Below are 15,151 nucleotides of genomic sequence, written 5' to 3' on the forward strand. Positions count from 1 at the left end.
ACGCACCTTCGAACGGACAGGACGCGGTTCCCTTGCCCATGCCTCTGCGCCGGCGGCCACCGGGGGTGCGTGTCGGCGGGATGTCGGCCGTCGGCGGGGACTGTCGGTGATCCGTCGGCCCTGTGTCGGTGCTAGCTGGAACCGTGGATGCCGAGCTGCCCAGTGGAGCAGCCGAGACCCCACCGCCTCCGACCGCAAGGGAGCCCCTCGCCATGTCGTCCCCCTCCGCCCGCCGGCCCTGGAATGTGCGACGGCTGCCGCGTGCCGACGGCAGTGTCTTCCTGGTCACCGGCGGCAACGCCGGGATCGGGTACTTCGTCGCGGAGCAGTTGTCGGCGACCGGAGCCACCGTCGTGCTCGGCAGCCGGGACGCCGCGAAAGCCGAGGCCGCCATCGCCTCGATACGCGTCCATGTCCCTGACGCGCGGGTGCGGGCCGTACCGCTGGACCTCGCCGACCTCCCGTCGCTCGAAGCGACGGTGGGGGCACTGGGGGTGGACCGCCTGGACGCGGTGGTCCACAACGCCGGTGTCGCCCTCGACGATCCGCCGCGCCGGGAGACGGCGGACGGCCATGAACTCATGTTCGCGACGAATCACCTCGGGCACTTCGCGCTGACCCGGTGGCTGATGCCGCTGCTCTCGGCCGCACCGGGGGCCCGAGTGGTGACCACGGGCAGCTTCGCGGCCAAGTCCGAGCGGCTCGACCTGGACGACCTGCAGTCCAGGAAGGGCTACCGGCCCAAGCGGGCCTACGGACGCTCCAAGCTGGCGCAGATGTCCTTCGGTGTCGAACTGGGCCGGCGGCTGCGCGCGGCCGGCAGCACGGTGGCGAGCGTGGTGGTCCATCCCGGCGGCGCACTGGACGCCCTCACCCCGTCACGGCCCTCGGTCCACCCGCGGACCACGGTCGGCGCCCGGCTGGGCGCGGCACCTGCGGCGCTCCTCGTCCACGGCAAGGACGCCGGCGCGTGGCCTGCGGTCCGGGCGGTTCTCGACCCGTCCGTGGGTGGCGGGCAGTTGTGGGGACCACGCGCCTTCGGGCTGCGCGGCGAGCCCCGGCCCGAACCGGTGTGGAGTCATGTCGCCGACACGTCGGTGGCGGAGCGGTTGTGGGACGCGAGCCGCGACCTGACCGGCGTCGACCCCGGCACCGTCATCGGATAGCCCGGGGACCGGCCCTGCGGCGGGCGGACACGCCATGGTGAAGCCCGCCGCGAACGGCGGTACGGCCCCGGTTCCCGCAGGCCTCCGCTTCGGCCTGCGGGAAGAACGGGCGGGCCGGCGTCCGTGCCGGCCCGCGGGGAGGGCCGGAGTCAGCCCGTGACCTCGTTGAGCCTGGCGTCGTAGCCCGCCAGGTAGCCCATCAGGGTCGGGTGGAACACCGCGGTACCGGCGTTCAGGTTGTTGATCCACGGGTCGGATCCGCACGCCCCGTGGCCCTTGAACGTGTCGCGCATGTCGATGAACTCGACCGGCTCCTTGGCCGCCGCGGCCTTGGTGCCGTCGGCCAGCGCGTCGGCGAGTCCGTTCATGGCGGTGCGCTTGGCGGAGTCCAGGTCGATCACCGGGCAGGTCCCGGTCGTGGAGAGCGTCTGCGGGTAGCCGAGGACGATGATCCGGGCGTTGGGCGCCTTGGTCTTGATGTCCTTGTACAGCCCGGCCAGGTCCGTGGCCATCTGGTTCCTGGCGTAGTACGACATCCACAGCGTGGCCGTGTCGCAGTAGCTGTCGCTCTGGGTGAGGCAGGCCTGGACCACGGAGGAGAACTGGGCGTCGTTGCCGCCCACGGTGAGCGTGACGAGGTCTGTGCCGGCGCTCAGCGCGGACAGTTGCTTGTCACGCACGTCCGCGATGGTCGCACCGCTGCACGAGACGTCCGTCAGCGTGTAGTCGGAGTGCGCGGCGGCCCACAGGGCCGGGTAGTTCACGCTGCTGCGCTTGCAGTCGCCGCTGGCGCTGTCGTAGTAGTCCGCGCCGACCCCGGAGGCGTACGAATCACCCAGAGCCACGTATTCCGAACCGGTCGCCGCCTGGGCGGGCGTGCTCATCATCCCGGCCATTCCGGCGAAAGCCATCACCGTACCGGCGACGGCCGACGTCAATTTACGCATGAGTACCTTTGATTTCCTTGTGGATCACAGCGCTCGGATCCTACTCAGACGCCTGTTGTCCGTCGGTTGCCCCTTTGTTGTCGGAAATTCAATTCACGTCAGGAAATACGGAGTTCCGTAGCCAGTGCGGCATGTTGCGCCGGATACAGACCCTGCCGCCGTGGATGCACAGGGCCTACGGCATCGCGCTCGTGGTGCTGGTGGTGTGGGCGACCGAACGCTACGGCGAGGAGTACGACTGGGTCATCGGCTGGGCGATGGCGCTGGCACTGCTGTGGCGGCGGCGGTGGCCCATGACGGTGCTGACCGTGATCTGCGGACTGGCGCTGGTCCAGTACTCGCTGGCGGTGTTCCCGTTCCCGTCGCTGGCCGGCATCGCCGCCGTCTACGACGGGGCGGCGCTGGTGGCGATGGTGTCCGTGGTCACCCACGCCCGGACGATGTGGCACACCTATGTGGCCGGGGCCGCCGTGCTGCTGGACCGGTTCGCGGGCAAGCCGGCGCCCGCCGAACGCCACGACGAGCGGCTGGGCTCGCTGACCCTGCGCGAACGGGAAGTCCTGGAACTGGTCGCCGAGGCCTGTCCAACAGCGAGATCGCCGCCCGCCTCTGTCCCGAACCGATGTGCCGCGGAGCCCGGCCTCCGAGGATTCCCTCATACCGCACGGCGAAAAGCGCCGGAGTGAATTCCCGGAGGTCATGATGACCGTTTCCACGCCCAGGCGACACAACAAGGCAATTCTTCTCTGCACCGTCGCGCTGCTGTTCTGCACGGCCGTCGCCATCGCCGGCGGCTCCTGGTGGCACCGGCACGGTCTGCCCAGCCAGGCGTCGAAGGCCGACTGCGCGCTGGCGCAGAAAATCACCGACGAGGCGCAGCGACTCCCCAGCGGCAGGAAAGCCGTCGACCAGTGGGAGAAGAGCACGATGAAACTGCGCCACGCGCAGATGAAGGACGGACACCTCGCTTACGACATCGCCCAGTACGAGTACTGGGCGACCGTGCGCGCCAAGGGCGACGGCAAGCCCTCCGTCAAGGAGGTCCGGCGGATCGCGGACCGGGCCAACGGCCACTGCTCGGACGCGGACGTCACCCTCGCCTCTGTCCGCGCCGGGCTGCCCGGTGGGATCCGCCGCGCCGGTCGTCGCGGGAACCGCGCCGCCCGCCGCACACCGATGACCGGCCTGGGCGGCACCGAGTTACCGACCACGAGCAACGGCCACCGCACACGACACCGATCACAGAACCACGAACCGGACCACGAACCGGACCACGAACAATCGCGGAAACAACATCCCGACAACAGGCGAGCAACCAAGCATTGGTTGACTGCTTTACCGAACCGTCACATGAAGTCGTCGCGTACTCTTCGTGCCCCGCATGCCCCGAGGCCCCAACCGGCGAGGCCCTTCACCCCAGCACCGCCCAGGAGGGCCCACCCCGATGAACGCCCGGCACAGACAGGAGATGCGGTTCGGCGTGCTCGGGCCCGTCGAGGTGCAGAGGGCCGGCATCGCCCTCGACCTGGGTCCCCGGCAGCGCCGGCTGCTGCTCCTGCGACTGCTCATCGAGAACGGCCGGCCCGTCTCGCAGGACACCATCCTGCGAGACCTGTGGCCCACCGACCGGCCGACCGGCGCCGGCTCCTCCGTGCGCGCCCACATCAGCCGGCTGCGCGCGGTCCTCGACCCGGTACTGCAGGGCAGGTCCACGCTGCTGGTCAGCGGCCCGGCCGGATACGCCCTGAAACTCCCCCCCGAGGCCCGGGACACCACCCTCTTCGAGGAGGGCGTGAGCAGGGCACGCGAAGCTCTGAAGAGCCGTCAGCCGGCGCTCGCCCGGCAGGAGATCGACACGGCGCTCGGGCTGTGGCGCGGCGAGGCGCTGGCCGAGGCCGCCGAGCACGCCTTCGCCCTCCGCGAGCGGAACCGGCTCGACGGCGCCCTGCACGACGCCAAGGAACTGCGCGCCGCGATCCTCGCCCAGCAGGGCGAGACGGAACAGGCGATCGGCGTGGCCGAGGGCCTCGTCCTCAAGGCCCCGCTGCGTGAGACCTCCTGGGCACTGCTGATGCGCGCGCTGTACGCGGCGGGACGGCCCGTGGACGCGCTGAAGCAGTACGAGCGGTTCCGCGACATGCTGGCCACGGAGCTCGGCCTGGATCCCAGCCCCCAACTGCGCGACCTGCACACCGCGATCCTGCGGCACGACGTCGTCGTCCTCGGCGCTTCGAGCCCCCTGTCCCCGGCCGCCGGTGGCGACCTCACGGCCGTCGGCGCCCACCCGCAACCGGCCTCGGCGCTCGCCCCGTTCGTGGGCCGGGCCGAGCAGATGACGCAGCTGGCCGCCCTGCTGTCGGCCGCCACCGCGAACCAGCCGCAGTGGGCCGTCCTCGACGGCGAGCAGGGATTCGGCAAGACCCGGCTGGTGGAGGAGCTCGCCGCAAGGGCCGCGGCGGCCGGGTTCGCCGTCGCCCGCACCAGGGCCGGTCAGGCGCTCAGCGGGAACCGGGGGATATCCCAGACCTGTCCCACCGTCCAGCTGCTGGACGCGCTGCGGCAGGACGGCAAGGACTCCGCCGAGGACGAGGTCGCCCAGAAGGACCCCCTCGCCACGGTCGTCCGCGAACTGACCCAGGGTCCCACCCTGGTCCTCGTCGACGACCTCGACCGGGCGCCCCAGGGCTTCCACCGTCTGCTGCGTCGCCTGGCCCAGGTACTGCGCGAGGCCCCCGTCGTCTTCGTGTGCACCCTGCGCAACCCCGACGCCCCGGTCTCCAGCGTGCTGCTCGCCGACCTCGCCCTGCTCGGCGCGACCTGGCTGACCCTGGAGCCGCTGACCACCGACGACGTGGCCGACATGCTCTCGGCGAGCGGTGAGGACGTGCCGCCCGAAGCAGCACAGGCCCTGCGCCGGCGCGCCGAAGGACACCCGTTCGCCCTGGCCGAGTTGCTCAAGCTCCCGGCCGACCGGCGGCTCGGCCCCGAAGCGCAGATCCCGGCCGCCGTACGCAACGTCATGCACGCGCGTCTGGTCGAACTGCCCGAGCCGGCCCGGACGATGCTCACCTACGCCGCAGCCGACGGCGATCCGCTCGACCTCGACCTGCTCGCCGACGTCCAAGGCCTCACCCCGGACGAGTTGCTGCACCTGATCGACGCCGCGGTGACCGCACGGATCCTGGTCTGGGACGCCGACCCCGGCACGGCCGGCACCGGCCGCTACCGGCTGCCCGAGCTGCCCCGCGACGTGGTGCTGAGCACCCTGTCCCCGTCCTCCCGGCAGCTGCGGCACGCCGCGCTCGCCCGTGCGCTGGCGAACCGTGCCGACACCGACCCGGCCCGTCTGGACCGGCACCGCCAGGCGGCCGGTCCGACGGCGCCGACGGCTCTGCGCCCAGGGCGCTGAACCTGCGCGGTGACGCCGACGGCACCCCCGGCCCCCTCACCTGGCGTCTGCTGTTCTCCTGACGCTGTTTCCGCCCGTTCCCGAACGGCGGAGCGAACCAGCGCTGACACGTGGGACGGCCATCCGGTGCGATCGCCGTCCCACGCTGTGAAGGGCTGCGCAGTTCAGGTTGCGTTGGCCGGGCCGAAAACTCCACATGGTCCGATGACGCAGGACAACGGCTGTCTCGCGGAAGGACTGACGCATGGAGCTGCGCAGCGTCGAGGAGCTGATGGATCTGCTGTACGCCTGCCGGCACCAGCGCGCCCTGCGCACCGCGGCACTGCTGCGCCGCGGCCGCCCCGCCGACAAGGAGCTCCAGGTCGCGGGCCTGGTGCACGGCATCGAGGAACTGCTGGGCCCCGCCGACGGCGCCGCGCACGCGGTACGCCACCTGCTCGGGGACCGCGTCTACCACCTCGTCCGTGAGGACGGCGCCGCCGGCCACGACGACGTGCTGCGACTGCGCCAGGCCGACGAGGAGAGCCGCACCACGGGCATCGACGCGGGTGTCCTGGAGGACTGGCGGACCGTCCTGGCACTGGTCGCCGCCCGCAACTCCCGCCTGGGGGCTGTTGACTGACGACGCGTCATGAGACGGTACGGCGATGGCGTCGTCGTACGGGCTCAGGGGCAGGGCGGCCGTCGTCACCGGCGGTACGCGCGGGATCGGGCGCGCGGTCGCCGAGGCGCTCTCGGCGGCGGGTGCGCTGGTGTGCGTGAGCGCGCGGGACGCGGACGAGGTGCGGCGCACGGCCGCGGAGCTGGGCGGGGTCGGCCTGCCCGGCAGCGTCGCCGAGCCGGGGCACGCCCGGGAGCTGACCCGGCTGGCCCTGACCGAGTTCGGGCGGCTGGACATCCTCGTCAACAACGCGGCGACCAACCGCCCGTACGGCCCGCTCATGGACGCCGACCTGGGTGTGTGGCGGGAGGCGTTCACGGTCAACGTGGAGGCACCTCTGCGGCTGACGCAGTGCGCGTGGCGGGGCTGGATGCGGGAGCACGGCGGCTCGGTGATCAACATCTGCACGGAGGGCGCGGCGCATGTCGGCCCCCATGTGGGCGCGTACGGCACCAGCAAGGCCGCGCTCCTGCACCTGACCCAGCAACTGGCGGGCGAACTGGCCCCCCGGGTACGCGTCAACTCGGTCTCGCCGGGGCTGGTCCGCACGGAGATGGCCCGCTTCATGTGGGAGCCCCGGGAGGACGAGATCGCGGCGGGGCTGCCGATGGGGCGCATCGGCGAGCCGGAGGATGTGGCGGGGGCGGTGCTGTGGCTGGCCTCGGACGCTGCGGAGTGGGTGACCGGAGCGGATCTGGTGGTGGATGGCGGCACCCGGGTACGAGCGGCGCGCACGGCACCCTAGGACGCGGTGCCGTCCCGACCTGCGGCCACCGCCGCGTGAGCGGGACCGGCACCGTCTCCCGGGGCTGGATCCCGGTGCGGCTCCGCCGCGGGCGCGGCCGGCCGCCACGCACCCGCAGCCGCAGCCGCAGCCGCTCGCACCCCAGCGGCCGAACCACCGGAGGATCAAGCGGGGGTCACCACTTGCCGGACTCGTAGTCCTTCAGGAAGACCCCGTACACGTCCTCGCCCTCCTCGCCGCGCACGATCGGGTCGTAGACCCGGGCCGCCCCGTCGACCAGGTCGAGCGGCGCGTGGAAGCCGGCCTCGGCCAGCCGCAGCTTGTCGTAGTGCGGGCGCTCGTCGGTGATCCAGCCGGTGTCGACGGAGGTCATGAGGATGCCGTCGGACTCGAACATCTCCGTCGCGCTGGTCCGCGTGACCATGTTCATGGCGGCCTTGGCCGCGTTGGTGTTCGGGTGCCCGGCGCCCTTGTAGCCACGGCCGAAGACGCCCTCCATCGCGGAGACGTTGACGACGTACGACCGGCCGCGCGCCGCCTTCCGCGCGGCCGCGGCCATGGCCGGCCGGAGCGCGCTGATCAGGATGAACGGCGACGTGTAGTTGCAGAGCTGGGTCTCCAGGAGCTCCACCGGGGAGATCTGGTCGATGGTCTGCACCCAGGTGTTGGTGTCGACGACGTCGGGGACGAGGCCGCCCGCGTCGATGGCGGTGCCGTCGAGGTGCCGGGCGACGCTGGCGTTGCCGGCGACGAGCGCCAGGTCGGCGACCTTCTGGGCGTCCAGGCCGCCGGTGCCCAGCGGCAGCGCGGCGATGCCGTCGACGGCACCGGACCCGAAGGCGCCGATGACGTGGTGGGCGGGGAGCTCACCGGCGGGCAGCGGGGCGCTCTCGCCCTCGACCAGGGCCGCGTACGCGGAGGGCAGCCGGCGTACGGTCTGGGTCGCGTTGTTGATCAGGATGTCCAGTGGGCCCGCCGCGCTGACCTGCTCCGCGAGGGCCACGGCCTGGGCGGGGTCGCGCAGGTCGATGCCGACGACCTCCAGGCGGTGCAGCCACTCCGCGGAGTCCTCCATCGCCGTGAACCGGCGGATGGCGTCCTTCGGGAAACGGGTGGTGATCGTGGTGTGGGCGCCGTCGCGCAGCAACCGCAGCGCGATGTACATGCCGATCTTGGCGCGGCCGCCGGTGAGCAGGGCGCGCTTGCCCGTCAGGTCGGCGCGGGCGTCGCGCTTGGCGCGGTTGAGCCGGGCGCAGTCCGGACAGAGCTGGTGGTAGAAGTAGTCGACCTCGACGTAGCGGGTCTTGCAGGTGTAGCAGGAGCGCGGACGCTGGAGTATCCCCGCGACCCTGCCCTCGTCGGTCCGGGATGAGGGCAGCAGGCCCTCGGTCTCGTCGTCGATGCGCTGGGCGGAGCCGGTCGCGGTGGCCTCCGTGACCGCCTTGTCGTGGGCGGTCTTGGCGGCTCGGCGCTCCTGGCGGCGGCGCTGCTTGACCGTGCGGTAGAGGCCGGCCGTGGCACGGCGCACCGCGATGGCGTCCGGGTGGTCGACCTCCAGCTCGTCCAGCTCCGCGAGCACGCTGAGGCAGACGGCGAGCCGCTCGGGGTCGATGCCGGGGCCGTAGACCACGGCCTCCACCGTGTCCTCGGCCGCCGGGCCGTCCTGTGTCACCGTCATCGCGCTGCCGCTTTCCCTGGTCCACCAGCGGCGCTCCGACTCGCGCCCGCTTTCGAACCGGGAATTTTACGGAGCGCCGGGCATTACCTCCAAACTCGACCGCATCATGGATCGCAGACCGCGATCAGCGAGTCCACCTCGTCGGTGACCGCGCGGGCCAGCACGTCGAGGTCGGGGACGGCGCTCGCGTCGGCGACCAGGCCGTAGTGGACGTGGTTTCGGTAGGTGGAGACCGCGACGGCCAGGGACTGGCCGGGCGCGAGCGGGGCCAGCGGGTAGACGGCGGTGAGCGGGTGGCCGCCGAGGCGCAGGCCGATGCCGGGCAGCGGCACGCTGGTGACCAGGATGTCGAACCAGAGCCGGGCGGCCTGACCGACCAGCGGCCCGCCGAGCCGGTGCCCGAGCGCGGGCACGTGGTCGGCGAGCAGGGCGACGGCACCGGCGCCCCGGTTGGGGCCGGCGTCCTTGTTGCGGACCATCGCCGTGCGAACGCGGTCGAGGCGGGCGAGCGGGTCGGGGTTGTCGACCGGAAGCCGTATCAGGTACCCGGAGAGCCGGTTCCCCTGTGGGGTGGCGGTGCGCGGGCGGCGTTTGGAGACGGGGATCAGGGCGCGCGGTGCGACGCCGTCGGTGCCGTCGCCGCGCTCGTCCAGCCAGCGGCGCAGCGCACCGGCGACGACGGCGATCAGGACGTCGTTGACGGTGCCGCCGACGGCCTTGCGGACCCGGTGCACGTCGTCGATGTCGAGGTCGACCCCGGCGATGCTCCGGGTACCGGTCGGCTCGGACTTCAGGGCGGCCGAGGAGCTCACCCCGAGGGCGGACAGGGCGACGGAGGCGCCGATGTCGAGGGCCCTGCCCACGTCCGAGAGGGCACCGCGCATCAGCTCGGGCAGCCTGCGCACGTCGGGCAGCGCGAGCATCGGGCGCGGCGGCTCGATCGAGCGGGGCGTGCGCGCGGGCATGTCGAGCGGGTCCATGACGCCGGCGGCCAGCTTGAGGGCGCGCAGCCCGTCGGCGAGGGCGTGGTGGAACTTGAACAGCACCGCGAAGGAGATGCCGTCCTCGCCGGGCAGCACATGCGCCTCCCACGGCGGCCGGCCGCGCTCCAGCGGACGCTCCATCAGCCGGCTCGCGACGGCGTGGAAGTCCGAGGTCGGGGCGTGCAGCCGGACGTGGTTGAGGGGGTCGAAGTCCGGATCGGTCTCACGGGCGGCGCCGCCGAACGCGAGCGGCTGCCAGACGTCGCGGATACGCATGCGCAGTCCGGGCACGGCGGCGGCCCGGGCGGCGAGCAGGTCGGCGGCGTGCGCGCCGGCGGTCGGCGAGTGCGCCGAGAAGACGCCCAGCGCGCCGAGGTGCATCGGATGCCGGTCGGACTCGATGTTCCAGAAGGCCAGATCCAGCGGGGCGAGCAGGTCAGCAGTCGCAGTCATCGAAAAGGGTGCCTCGCGTTGACGGAGGGTGGATCAGCAGTCAAACGCCGTCTCGGGATTACGGTCAAGTACGATCAGGCTACGCTCAGTTAACAACAGATCAACTCCCGCCTCCTCGGAGAGAGGCGGGGCTCAAGGGAGACCTGAGGTCACTTCAGCGCCGGTGGCGCCGCATCGGGTGACGTACCCCACTCCGACGGGCGCGGGCCGACCGTGAACGCCAGCGACCGCAGGGAGCGCAGCGCACCGGTCGTCAGGTAGGTACGGCCGTACTCCTTTCCGTCGGCGCGGGCCTTCTGGATGTACCGGTGCCCGGCGGAGGTCCCCGGCGCGGTCACCGTGAACCCGCCGCTCGGCCAGAAGCGGCGGTCGAGACGGACGTCGGCCCGGTCGAAGACGGGCGTGGACAGGCCCCAGGTGCCGTAGCCGGGCTGCACCGGGAAGAGGCCGAGGGACGACAGGACGTTCCAGGCGGACATGGTGCCGAGGTCGTCGTTGCCGGTCATCCCGGTCGGGCCGTCGGTGAACAGGGTCAGCGCCGCGTGCACCACGTCGGTGGTCTTCCAGGGCTGGCCGGTGGAGAGATAGGTGTACGGGGCGATGAGGTCGGGCTCGTTCATGGGGTTGTAGACGGCCGCGTTGTAGTAGGCGTACGCGTTGCCGTGCACCCACACCTCGCGCGCGGTCTTCTCCGGGTCGGCGAGCAGCTTGTCGTAGGCGAAGAAGGAGTCGAGCCGCCGGTTGGTGGCGCGCTCGCCGCCGATCAGGGAGATCACGCCGGGCAGGTCCTGCGGGACGAGCCACTGGTACTGCCAGGCGGTGCCCTCGTGGAAGCCGATGCCGCGGGCCGGGTCGGGGTCGCCGGCGAAGGCGCCGGAGGCGTCGCGGGCGCGGAAGAAGCCGGTGGAGGGGTCGAAGACGTTGCGGTAGTTCTGCGCCCGGGTGGCATAGCGGGCCGCGTCGGCGCCGTGCCCGAGGTCCCGGGCCATCTGCCCGAGCATCGCGTCGGACAGCGCGTACTCCAGGGTGACGGAGGCGCCGTGGTCGTAGTCGGAGTCGCCCACCTTGGTGTGCGGGCGGCCCTTGAGGTACGGCGCGAACCCGTCGGCGAGGTACTCGGCGTTGGCCTCGCGGCCGACCCCGGCGTTGGCGGCCGGCGGTACGCCGTCGGCGTTCTTCCGCAGCGTCCGGTAGGCCCGCTCCTCGTGGCCCTTGAGCAGGCCCAGCTGGTAGGCGGTGGTCAGGAAGGGGGTGACCGGGTCGCCGGTCATGATGTTCGTCTCGACCGTGCCGTAGCCCCACTTGGGCAGCCAGCCGCCCTCCTCGTCGATCTTCAGCACCGACAGCGCCATGTCCCGTGCCTCGCGCGGGGCGAGCAGGGCGAGCGCCTGGGCCTGGGTGCGGTAGGTGTCCCAGAGCGACCAGTTCTGGTAGTAGGTGAACCCCCGGGCGCGGTGGATCCGGCGGTCCCAGCCGGTGTAACGGCCGTCGGCGTCACCGCCGACGTTGGGCGCGAGGAAGGTCCGGTACAGGGACGAGTAGAAGGTACGGCGCAGGGTCGGGGAGCCGCCCTGGACGCGCACGTCGGCGAGCCGCCGTTCCCACGCCTCCCGGGCCTGCCGCCGCACCGCGTCGAACGAACGTCCGCCTTCGGCGCGCAGATTGACCTCGGCGCCGTGCGCGTCGACGTACGACAGGGCGGTGGTCGCCTCGACCGTACGGTCCCGGGTGGTGTCGAAGCGGACGTAGGCGCCGTCGGCTCCGGTGCGGGAGCCGGGGGTGATCGCGGTGCCGTTCCAGGTGCCGTACGCGGTGAAGGGGCGGCTGAAGCGGGTGACCGTGTAGACGGTGTAGGGGGCGGTCTCGCGGCAGAAGCCGTGGCCGCTGATCCTGGTGCGCACGGTGTGGTCGTCGACGATCTCGACCTGGCTGCCGGCCGGCTTGTGCAGTGCCTGGGCCGCGTCGATCAGGACGTTCGCCTTGCCGGTGGCCGGGAAGGTGTAGCGCTGGACGCCGGTGCGGGCGGTCGCGGTCAGCTCGGCCGTCACGCCCGAGTCGAGGCCGACCCGGTAGTAGCCGGGGCTCGCCGCCTCGTCGGCGTGGTCGAACCCGGCGGCGTACCGGGCGTAGTCCGTCTGTGTGACGTCTCCGGTGGTGGGCAGCACGGGCAGGTCACCGCCGATGGCGCAGCCGACGCCGGAGAGGTGGACCAGGGAGAAGCCGCGGATCCGGTGCTGGGAGTGGTCGTAGCCGGTGCTGTGCCCGGTGTCCGGGGAGAGCTGCACCATGCCGAAGGGCACGGCCGCGCCGGGGAAGGTGTTGCCCTCGTCCTGGCTGCCGATGAAGGGGTTCACCAGGTCGGTGAGGCGGCCGTCCGCCGGTTCGGCGGCCCCTGCGGCGGGTGCGGTGAACAGCGCGGACGCTGTCAGCACCCCGGCGATACACAGCCGCGTGCGCCGGGTCCCTCTCATGTCGGATGACCTCCGAAGCTCGACATTGCTGTCTGCATCGTGAGGGGAGAGAGCGGCAAAGTCCGGCAAATGAGGGTTTTTCACTCGCAGCGCGTCGCCCGCGAGTTGGGTCACGCAGAAGGGGGTCGCACAGGAGTCGGTCGCACACGGGTCGGGGTTCTAGGAGACCAGCTGCCCCTTGCCGAGAGCGATCACCCCGCCCTTGGAGACGGTGTACAGCTCCGCGTCCCGGTCCGGGTTGACGCCTATCGTCGCGCCGGGCGGGACCTCGACGTTCTTGTCGAGGACGGCGCCGCGCACCACGGCTCCGCGCCCCACGACGACGTTGTCGTGCAGCACCGACCCCTGCACCACCGCGCCCGGGTCGACGCGCACGCCCGGCGACAGCACGGACCGGGTGACCTGGCCCCGGATCAGGCAGCCCGCGCTGATGATGGACTCGCTCGCCATGCCGCCGGCGTTGAAGCGGGCCGGGGAGAGCTGGTAGGAGTGGGTGTAGATGGGCCACTGCCGGTTGAAGAGGTTGAAGGCGGGGCGCTCGGCGATCAGGTCCATATGGGCGTCGTAGTACGCGTCGAGGGTGCCGACGTCCCGCCAGTAGCCGCGGTCGCGACTGGTCTCGCCGGGGACGTGGTTGGCGCCGAAGTCGTAGAGCTGGGCCTCGCCGCGGGCGGTGAGCTGGGGCAGGATCGAGCCGCCCATGTCGTGCACCGAGCCGTCGTCCTCGGCGTCCCGGTGCAGTGACTCGACCAGGGCCTTGGTGGTGAAGATGTAGTTGCCCATGGAGGCGAAGACGCAGTCCGGCGCGTCCGGCAGGCCGGGCGGGTCGGCCGGCTTCTCCAGGAAGGTCTCTATCGTCTGCCCGTCGGAGCCCGGGGTGATCACACCGAACGCCGAGGACTCCACGCGCGGGATGCGGATGCCCGCGACCGTGACGCCGGCGCCGCCCTCGATGTGCTGCTGGAGCATCTGCCTCGGGTCCATGCGGTAGACGTGGTCGGCGCCGAACACCGCGACGTAGTCGGGCTGATCGTCGTGGACGAGGTTCAGGGACTGCAGGAGGGCGTCGGCGCTGCCCAGGTACCAGCGCGGGCCCAGCCGCTGCTGGGCCGGGACCGGGGTGACGTAGTTGCCGAGCAGGCTGGACATCCGCCAGGTGGTGGTGATGTGGCGGTCCAGCGAGTGCGACTTGTACTGCGTCAGCACGCAGATGCGCAGCACGTCCGCGTTGACGAGGTTGGACAGCACGAAGTCGACCAGGCGGTAGGTACCGCCGAAGGTCACAGCTGGTTTCGCACGGTCCGCGGTCAACGGCATCAGGCGTTTGCCCTCCCCGCCCGCCAGCACGATCCCGAGAACCGAAGGTCCACCACGACGCATGGCCGCTCCCCTCACCTGGTGCTCCATGCCTGCCCTGGGAGCACATCCGCTAAGCCTGCACCGGGATCACGTCGAACAGGCGGCCTGTTCGTTACGTCTGTTTGAGGATCTCCTCGTAGAGCCGGACCGTTCGCCGGGCCACCGCGTCCCAGCCGAACTCCCCCACGGCGCGCTCCCGTCCGGCCTCGCCCATCCGGCGGGCCGTCTCCCGGTCGCCGACGACGGCGTCCAGCGCCCGCGCCAGGCCTTCCTCGAAGTCGTCGTCCAGATCGACCAGCAGGCCGGTCCTGCCGTCCTCGACGACCTCCGGGATGCCGCCCACCCGGGACGCCACCACGGGCGTGCCGCAGGCCATCGCCTCCAGGTTGACGATGCCGAGCGGCTCGTACACCGAGGGGCAGGCGAACACGGCGGCGTGGGTGAGGAGTTGGATGACGTCGGCGCGCGGCAGCATCTGCGGGATCCAGTGCACGCCCGCACGGGCCCGGCTCAGCTCCGCGAACAGCTCGCGGAACTCCCGGTCGATCTCCGGAGTGTCGGGCGCGCCCGCACACAGCACGACCTGCGCGGCCGGGTCGATGTCCCGCACCGCGCGCAGCAGATGGGGCACGCCCTTCTGGCGGGTGATCCGGCCGACGAACAGCACGTAGGGGCGGCCCGGGTCGATGCCGATCCGGGTGAGGACGTCGGTGGCGTGGTCCGGGCGGTAGAGGGCGGTGTCGATGCCGTTGTGCAGGACGTGCACCTTGGCCGGATCCAGGGCGGGATAGCAGTCGAGGATGTCCGCGCGCATCGCCCCGGACACCGCGATCACGCCGTCGGCGGCCTCGATCGCGCTGCGCTCGGCCCAGCTCGACAGGGCGTAGCCGCCGCCGAGTTGCTCGGCCTTCCAGGGCCGCAGCGGCTCCAGCGAGTGGGCGGTCACCACATGCGGGACGCCGTACAGCAGCTTGGCCACATGACCGGCCAGGTTGGCGTACCAGGTGTGGGAGTGGACGATTTCGCGGCCCTCGAGGCCCGCGGCCATGGCCAGGTCCACGGAGAAGGTGCGCAGCGCGTCGTTGGCGGTGTCCAGGGCGGACCAGGGGCGGTGCCGGACGACGCCGACCCCGCGGCCCTCCCCCCAGCAGTGCACCTCCAGGTCGACCAGGGGCCGCAACTCCCGGGCGAGGAACTCCACGTGAACACCCGCGCCGCCGTACACGTCCGGGGGGTACTCCCGGGTCAGCAGTCCGACTCGCACCCGCAACCCCTCGCT

Annotated in this window: 11 protein-coding genes; 5 read left to right on the top strand and 6 right to left on the bottom strand. The window is 71.9% G+C overall.

What is annotated here, in order from left to right; translation table 11 throughout:
- The first annotated feature begins 212 nt into the window (after positions 1–212).
- On the top strand, positions 213–1,166 hold the full coding sequence (locus OHB00_RS08330; RefSeq protein ID WP_406432801.1) for an SDR family NAD(P)-dependent oxidoreductase: 954 nt from the start codon (positions 213–215) through the stop codon (positions 1,164–1,166).
- A 149-nt stretch (positions 1,167–1,315) separates the two neighbouring features.
- Here OHB00_RS08330 and OHB00_RS08335 read toward each other — a convergent pair whose 3' ends face one another.
- The gene (locus tag OHB00_RS08335; protein ID WP_406432803.1) at positions 1,316–2,113 is read right to left on the bottom strand and encodes an SGNH/GDSL hydrolase family protein; all 798 of its coding nucleotides are present in this window, start codon (positions 2,111–2,113) and stop codon (positions 1,316–1,318) included.
- 131 nt (positions 2,114–2,244) lie between these two features.
- Here OHB00_RS08335 and OHB00_RS08340 point away from each other — a divergent pair, with 131 nt between their 5' ends.
- From OHB00_RS08340 to OHB00_RS08355, 4 genes are all read left to right on the top strand, one after another.
- Entirely contained in the window at positions 2,245–2,799 is a 555-nt protein-coding gene (locus OHB00_RS08340) for a hypothetical protein (protein ID WP_406432805.1), read from the top strand.
- 758 nt (positions 2,800–3,557) lie between these two features.
- Positions 3,558–5,522 carry a BTAD domain-containing putative transcriptional regulator gene (locus tag OHB00_RS08345; RefSeq protein WP_406432807.1) on the top strand — a complete coding sequence of 655 codons (1,965 nt, stop codon included), beginning with the start codon at positions 3,558–3,560 and terminating at the stop codon, positions 5,520–5,522.
- Between the two features lie 244 nt (positions 5,523–5,766).
- Positions 5,767–6,144, top strand: coding sequence for a hypothetical protein (locus OHB00_RS08350; RefSeq protein ID WP_406432809.1), 378 nt, complete (start codon positions 5,767–5,769; stop codon positions 6,142–6,144).
- Between the two features lie 25 nt (positions 6,145–6,169).
- Positions 6,170–6,928, top strand: a complete 759-nt coding sequence (locus tag OHB00_RS08355) for an SDR family oxidoreductase (protein ID WP_406432811.1) — start codon at positions 6,170–6,172, stop codon at positions 6,926–6,928.
- Positions 6,929–7,103: 175 nt separating this feature from the next.
- Here the strand turns inward: OHB00_RS08355 and OHB00_RS08360 are convergent, their stop codons facing one another.
- The 5 genes from OHB00_RS08360 to glgA form a co-directional block, all read right to left on the bottom strand.
- A complete protein-coding gene (locus OHB00_RS08360; RefSeq protein WP_406432813.1) occupies positions 7,104–8,606 on the bottom strand; it encodes an SDR family NAD(P)-dependent oxidoreductase in 1,503 nt (500 codons plus the stop codon).
- 104 nt (positions 8,607–8,710) lie between these two features.
- Positions 8,711–10,042, bottom strand: coding sequence for a wax ester/triacylglycerol synthase family O-acyltransferase (locus OHB00_RS08365; RefSeq protein ID WP_406432815.1), 1,332 nt, complete (start codon positions 10,040–10,042; stop codon positions 8,711–8,713).
- 149 nt (positions 10,043–10,191) lie between these two features.
- Entirely contained in the window at positions 10,192–12,513 is a 2,322-nt protein-coding gene (locus tag OHB00_RS08370; protein WP_406432817.1) for a GH92 family glycosyl hydrolase, read from the bottom strand.
- A 159-nt stretch (positions 12,514–12,672) separates the two neighbouring features.
- Positions 12,673–13,893: a glucose-1-phosphate adenylyltransferase gene (gene glgC, locus OHB00_RS08375; protein WP_406432819.1), complete on the bottom strand. Its 1,221-nt coding sequence runs from the start codon at positions 13,891–13,893 to the stop codon at positions 12,673–12,675.
- A gap of 91 nt (positions 13,894–13,984) precedes the next feature.
- On the bottom strand, positions 13,985–15,136 hold the full coding sequence (glgA, locus tag OHB00_RS08380) for a glycogen synthase (RefSeq protein ID WP_406445671.1): 1,152 nt from the start codon (positions 15,134–15,136) through the stop codon (positions 13,985–13,987).
- Between the last annotated feature and the right edge of the window lie 15 nt (positions 15,137–15,151).

It is taken from the genome of Streptomyces sp. NBC_00631 (assembly GCF_045206895.1).
GTDB lineage: Bacteria > Actinomycetota > Actinomycetes > Streptomycetales > Streptomycetaceae > Streptomyces.

Coding starts and splice junctions, on each gene's coding strand:
- OHB00_RS08330 (WP_406432801.1), top strand. CDS start 213: ATGTCGTCCCCCTCCGCCCGCCGGCCCTGGAATGTGCGACGGCTGCCG.
- glgC (WP_406432819.1), bottom strand. CDS start 13,893: ATGCGTCGTGGTGGACCTTCGGTTCTCGGGATCGTGCTGGCGGGCGGG.
- OHB00_RS08365 (WP_406432815.1), bottom strand. CDS start 10,042: ATGACTGCGACTGCTGACCTGCTCGCCCCGCTGGATCTGGCCTTCTGG.
- OHB00_RS08345 (WP_406432807.1), top strand. CDS start 3,558: ATGAACGCCCGGCACAGACAGGAGATGCGGTTCGGCGTGCTCGGGCCC.
- OHB00_RS08350 (WP_406432809.1), top strand. CDS start 5,767: ATGGAGCTGCGCAGCGTCGAGGAGCTGATGGATCTGCTGTACGCCTGC.
- OHB00_RS08335 (WP_406432803.1), bottom strand. CDS start 2,113: ATGCGTAAATTGACGTCGGCCGTCGCCGGTACGGTGATGGCTTTCGCC.
- OHB00_RS08340 (WP_406432805.1), top strand. CDS start 2,245: ATGTTGCGCCGGATACAGACCCTGCCGCCGTGGATGCACAGGGCCTAC.
- OHB00_RS08360 (WP_406432813.1), bottom strand. CDS start 8,606: ATGACGGTGACACAGGACGGCCCGGCGGCCGAGGACACGGTGGAGGCC.
- OHB00_RS08370 (WP_406432817.1), bottom strand. CDS start 12,513: ATGAGAGGGACCCGGCGCACGCGGCTGTGTATCGCCGGGGTGCTGACA.
- OHB00_RS08355 (WP_406432811.1), top strand. CDS start 6,170: ATGGCGTCGTCGTACGGGCTCAGGGGCAGGGCGGCCGTCGTCACCGGC.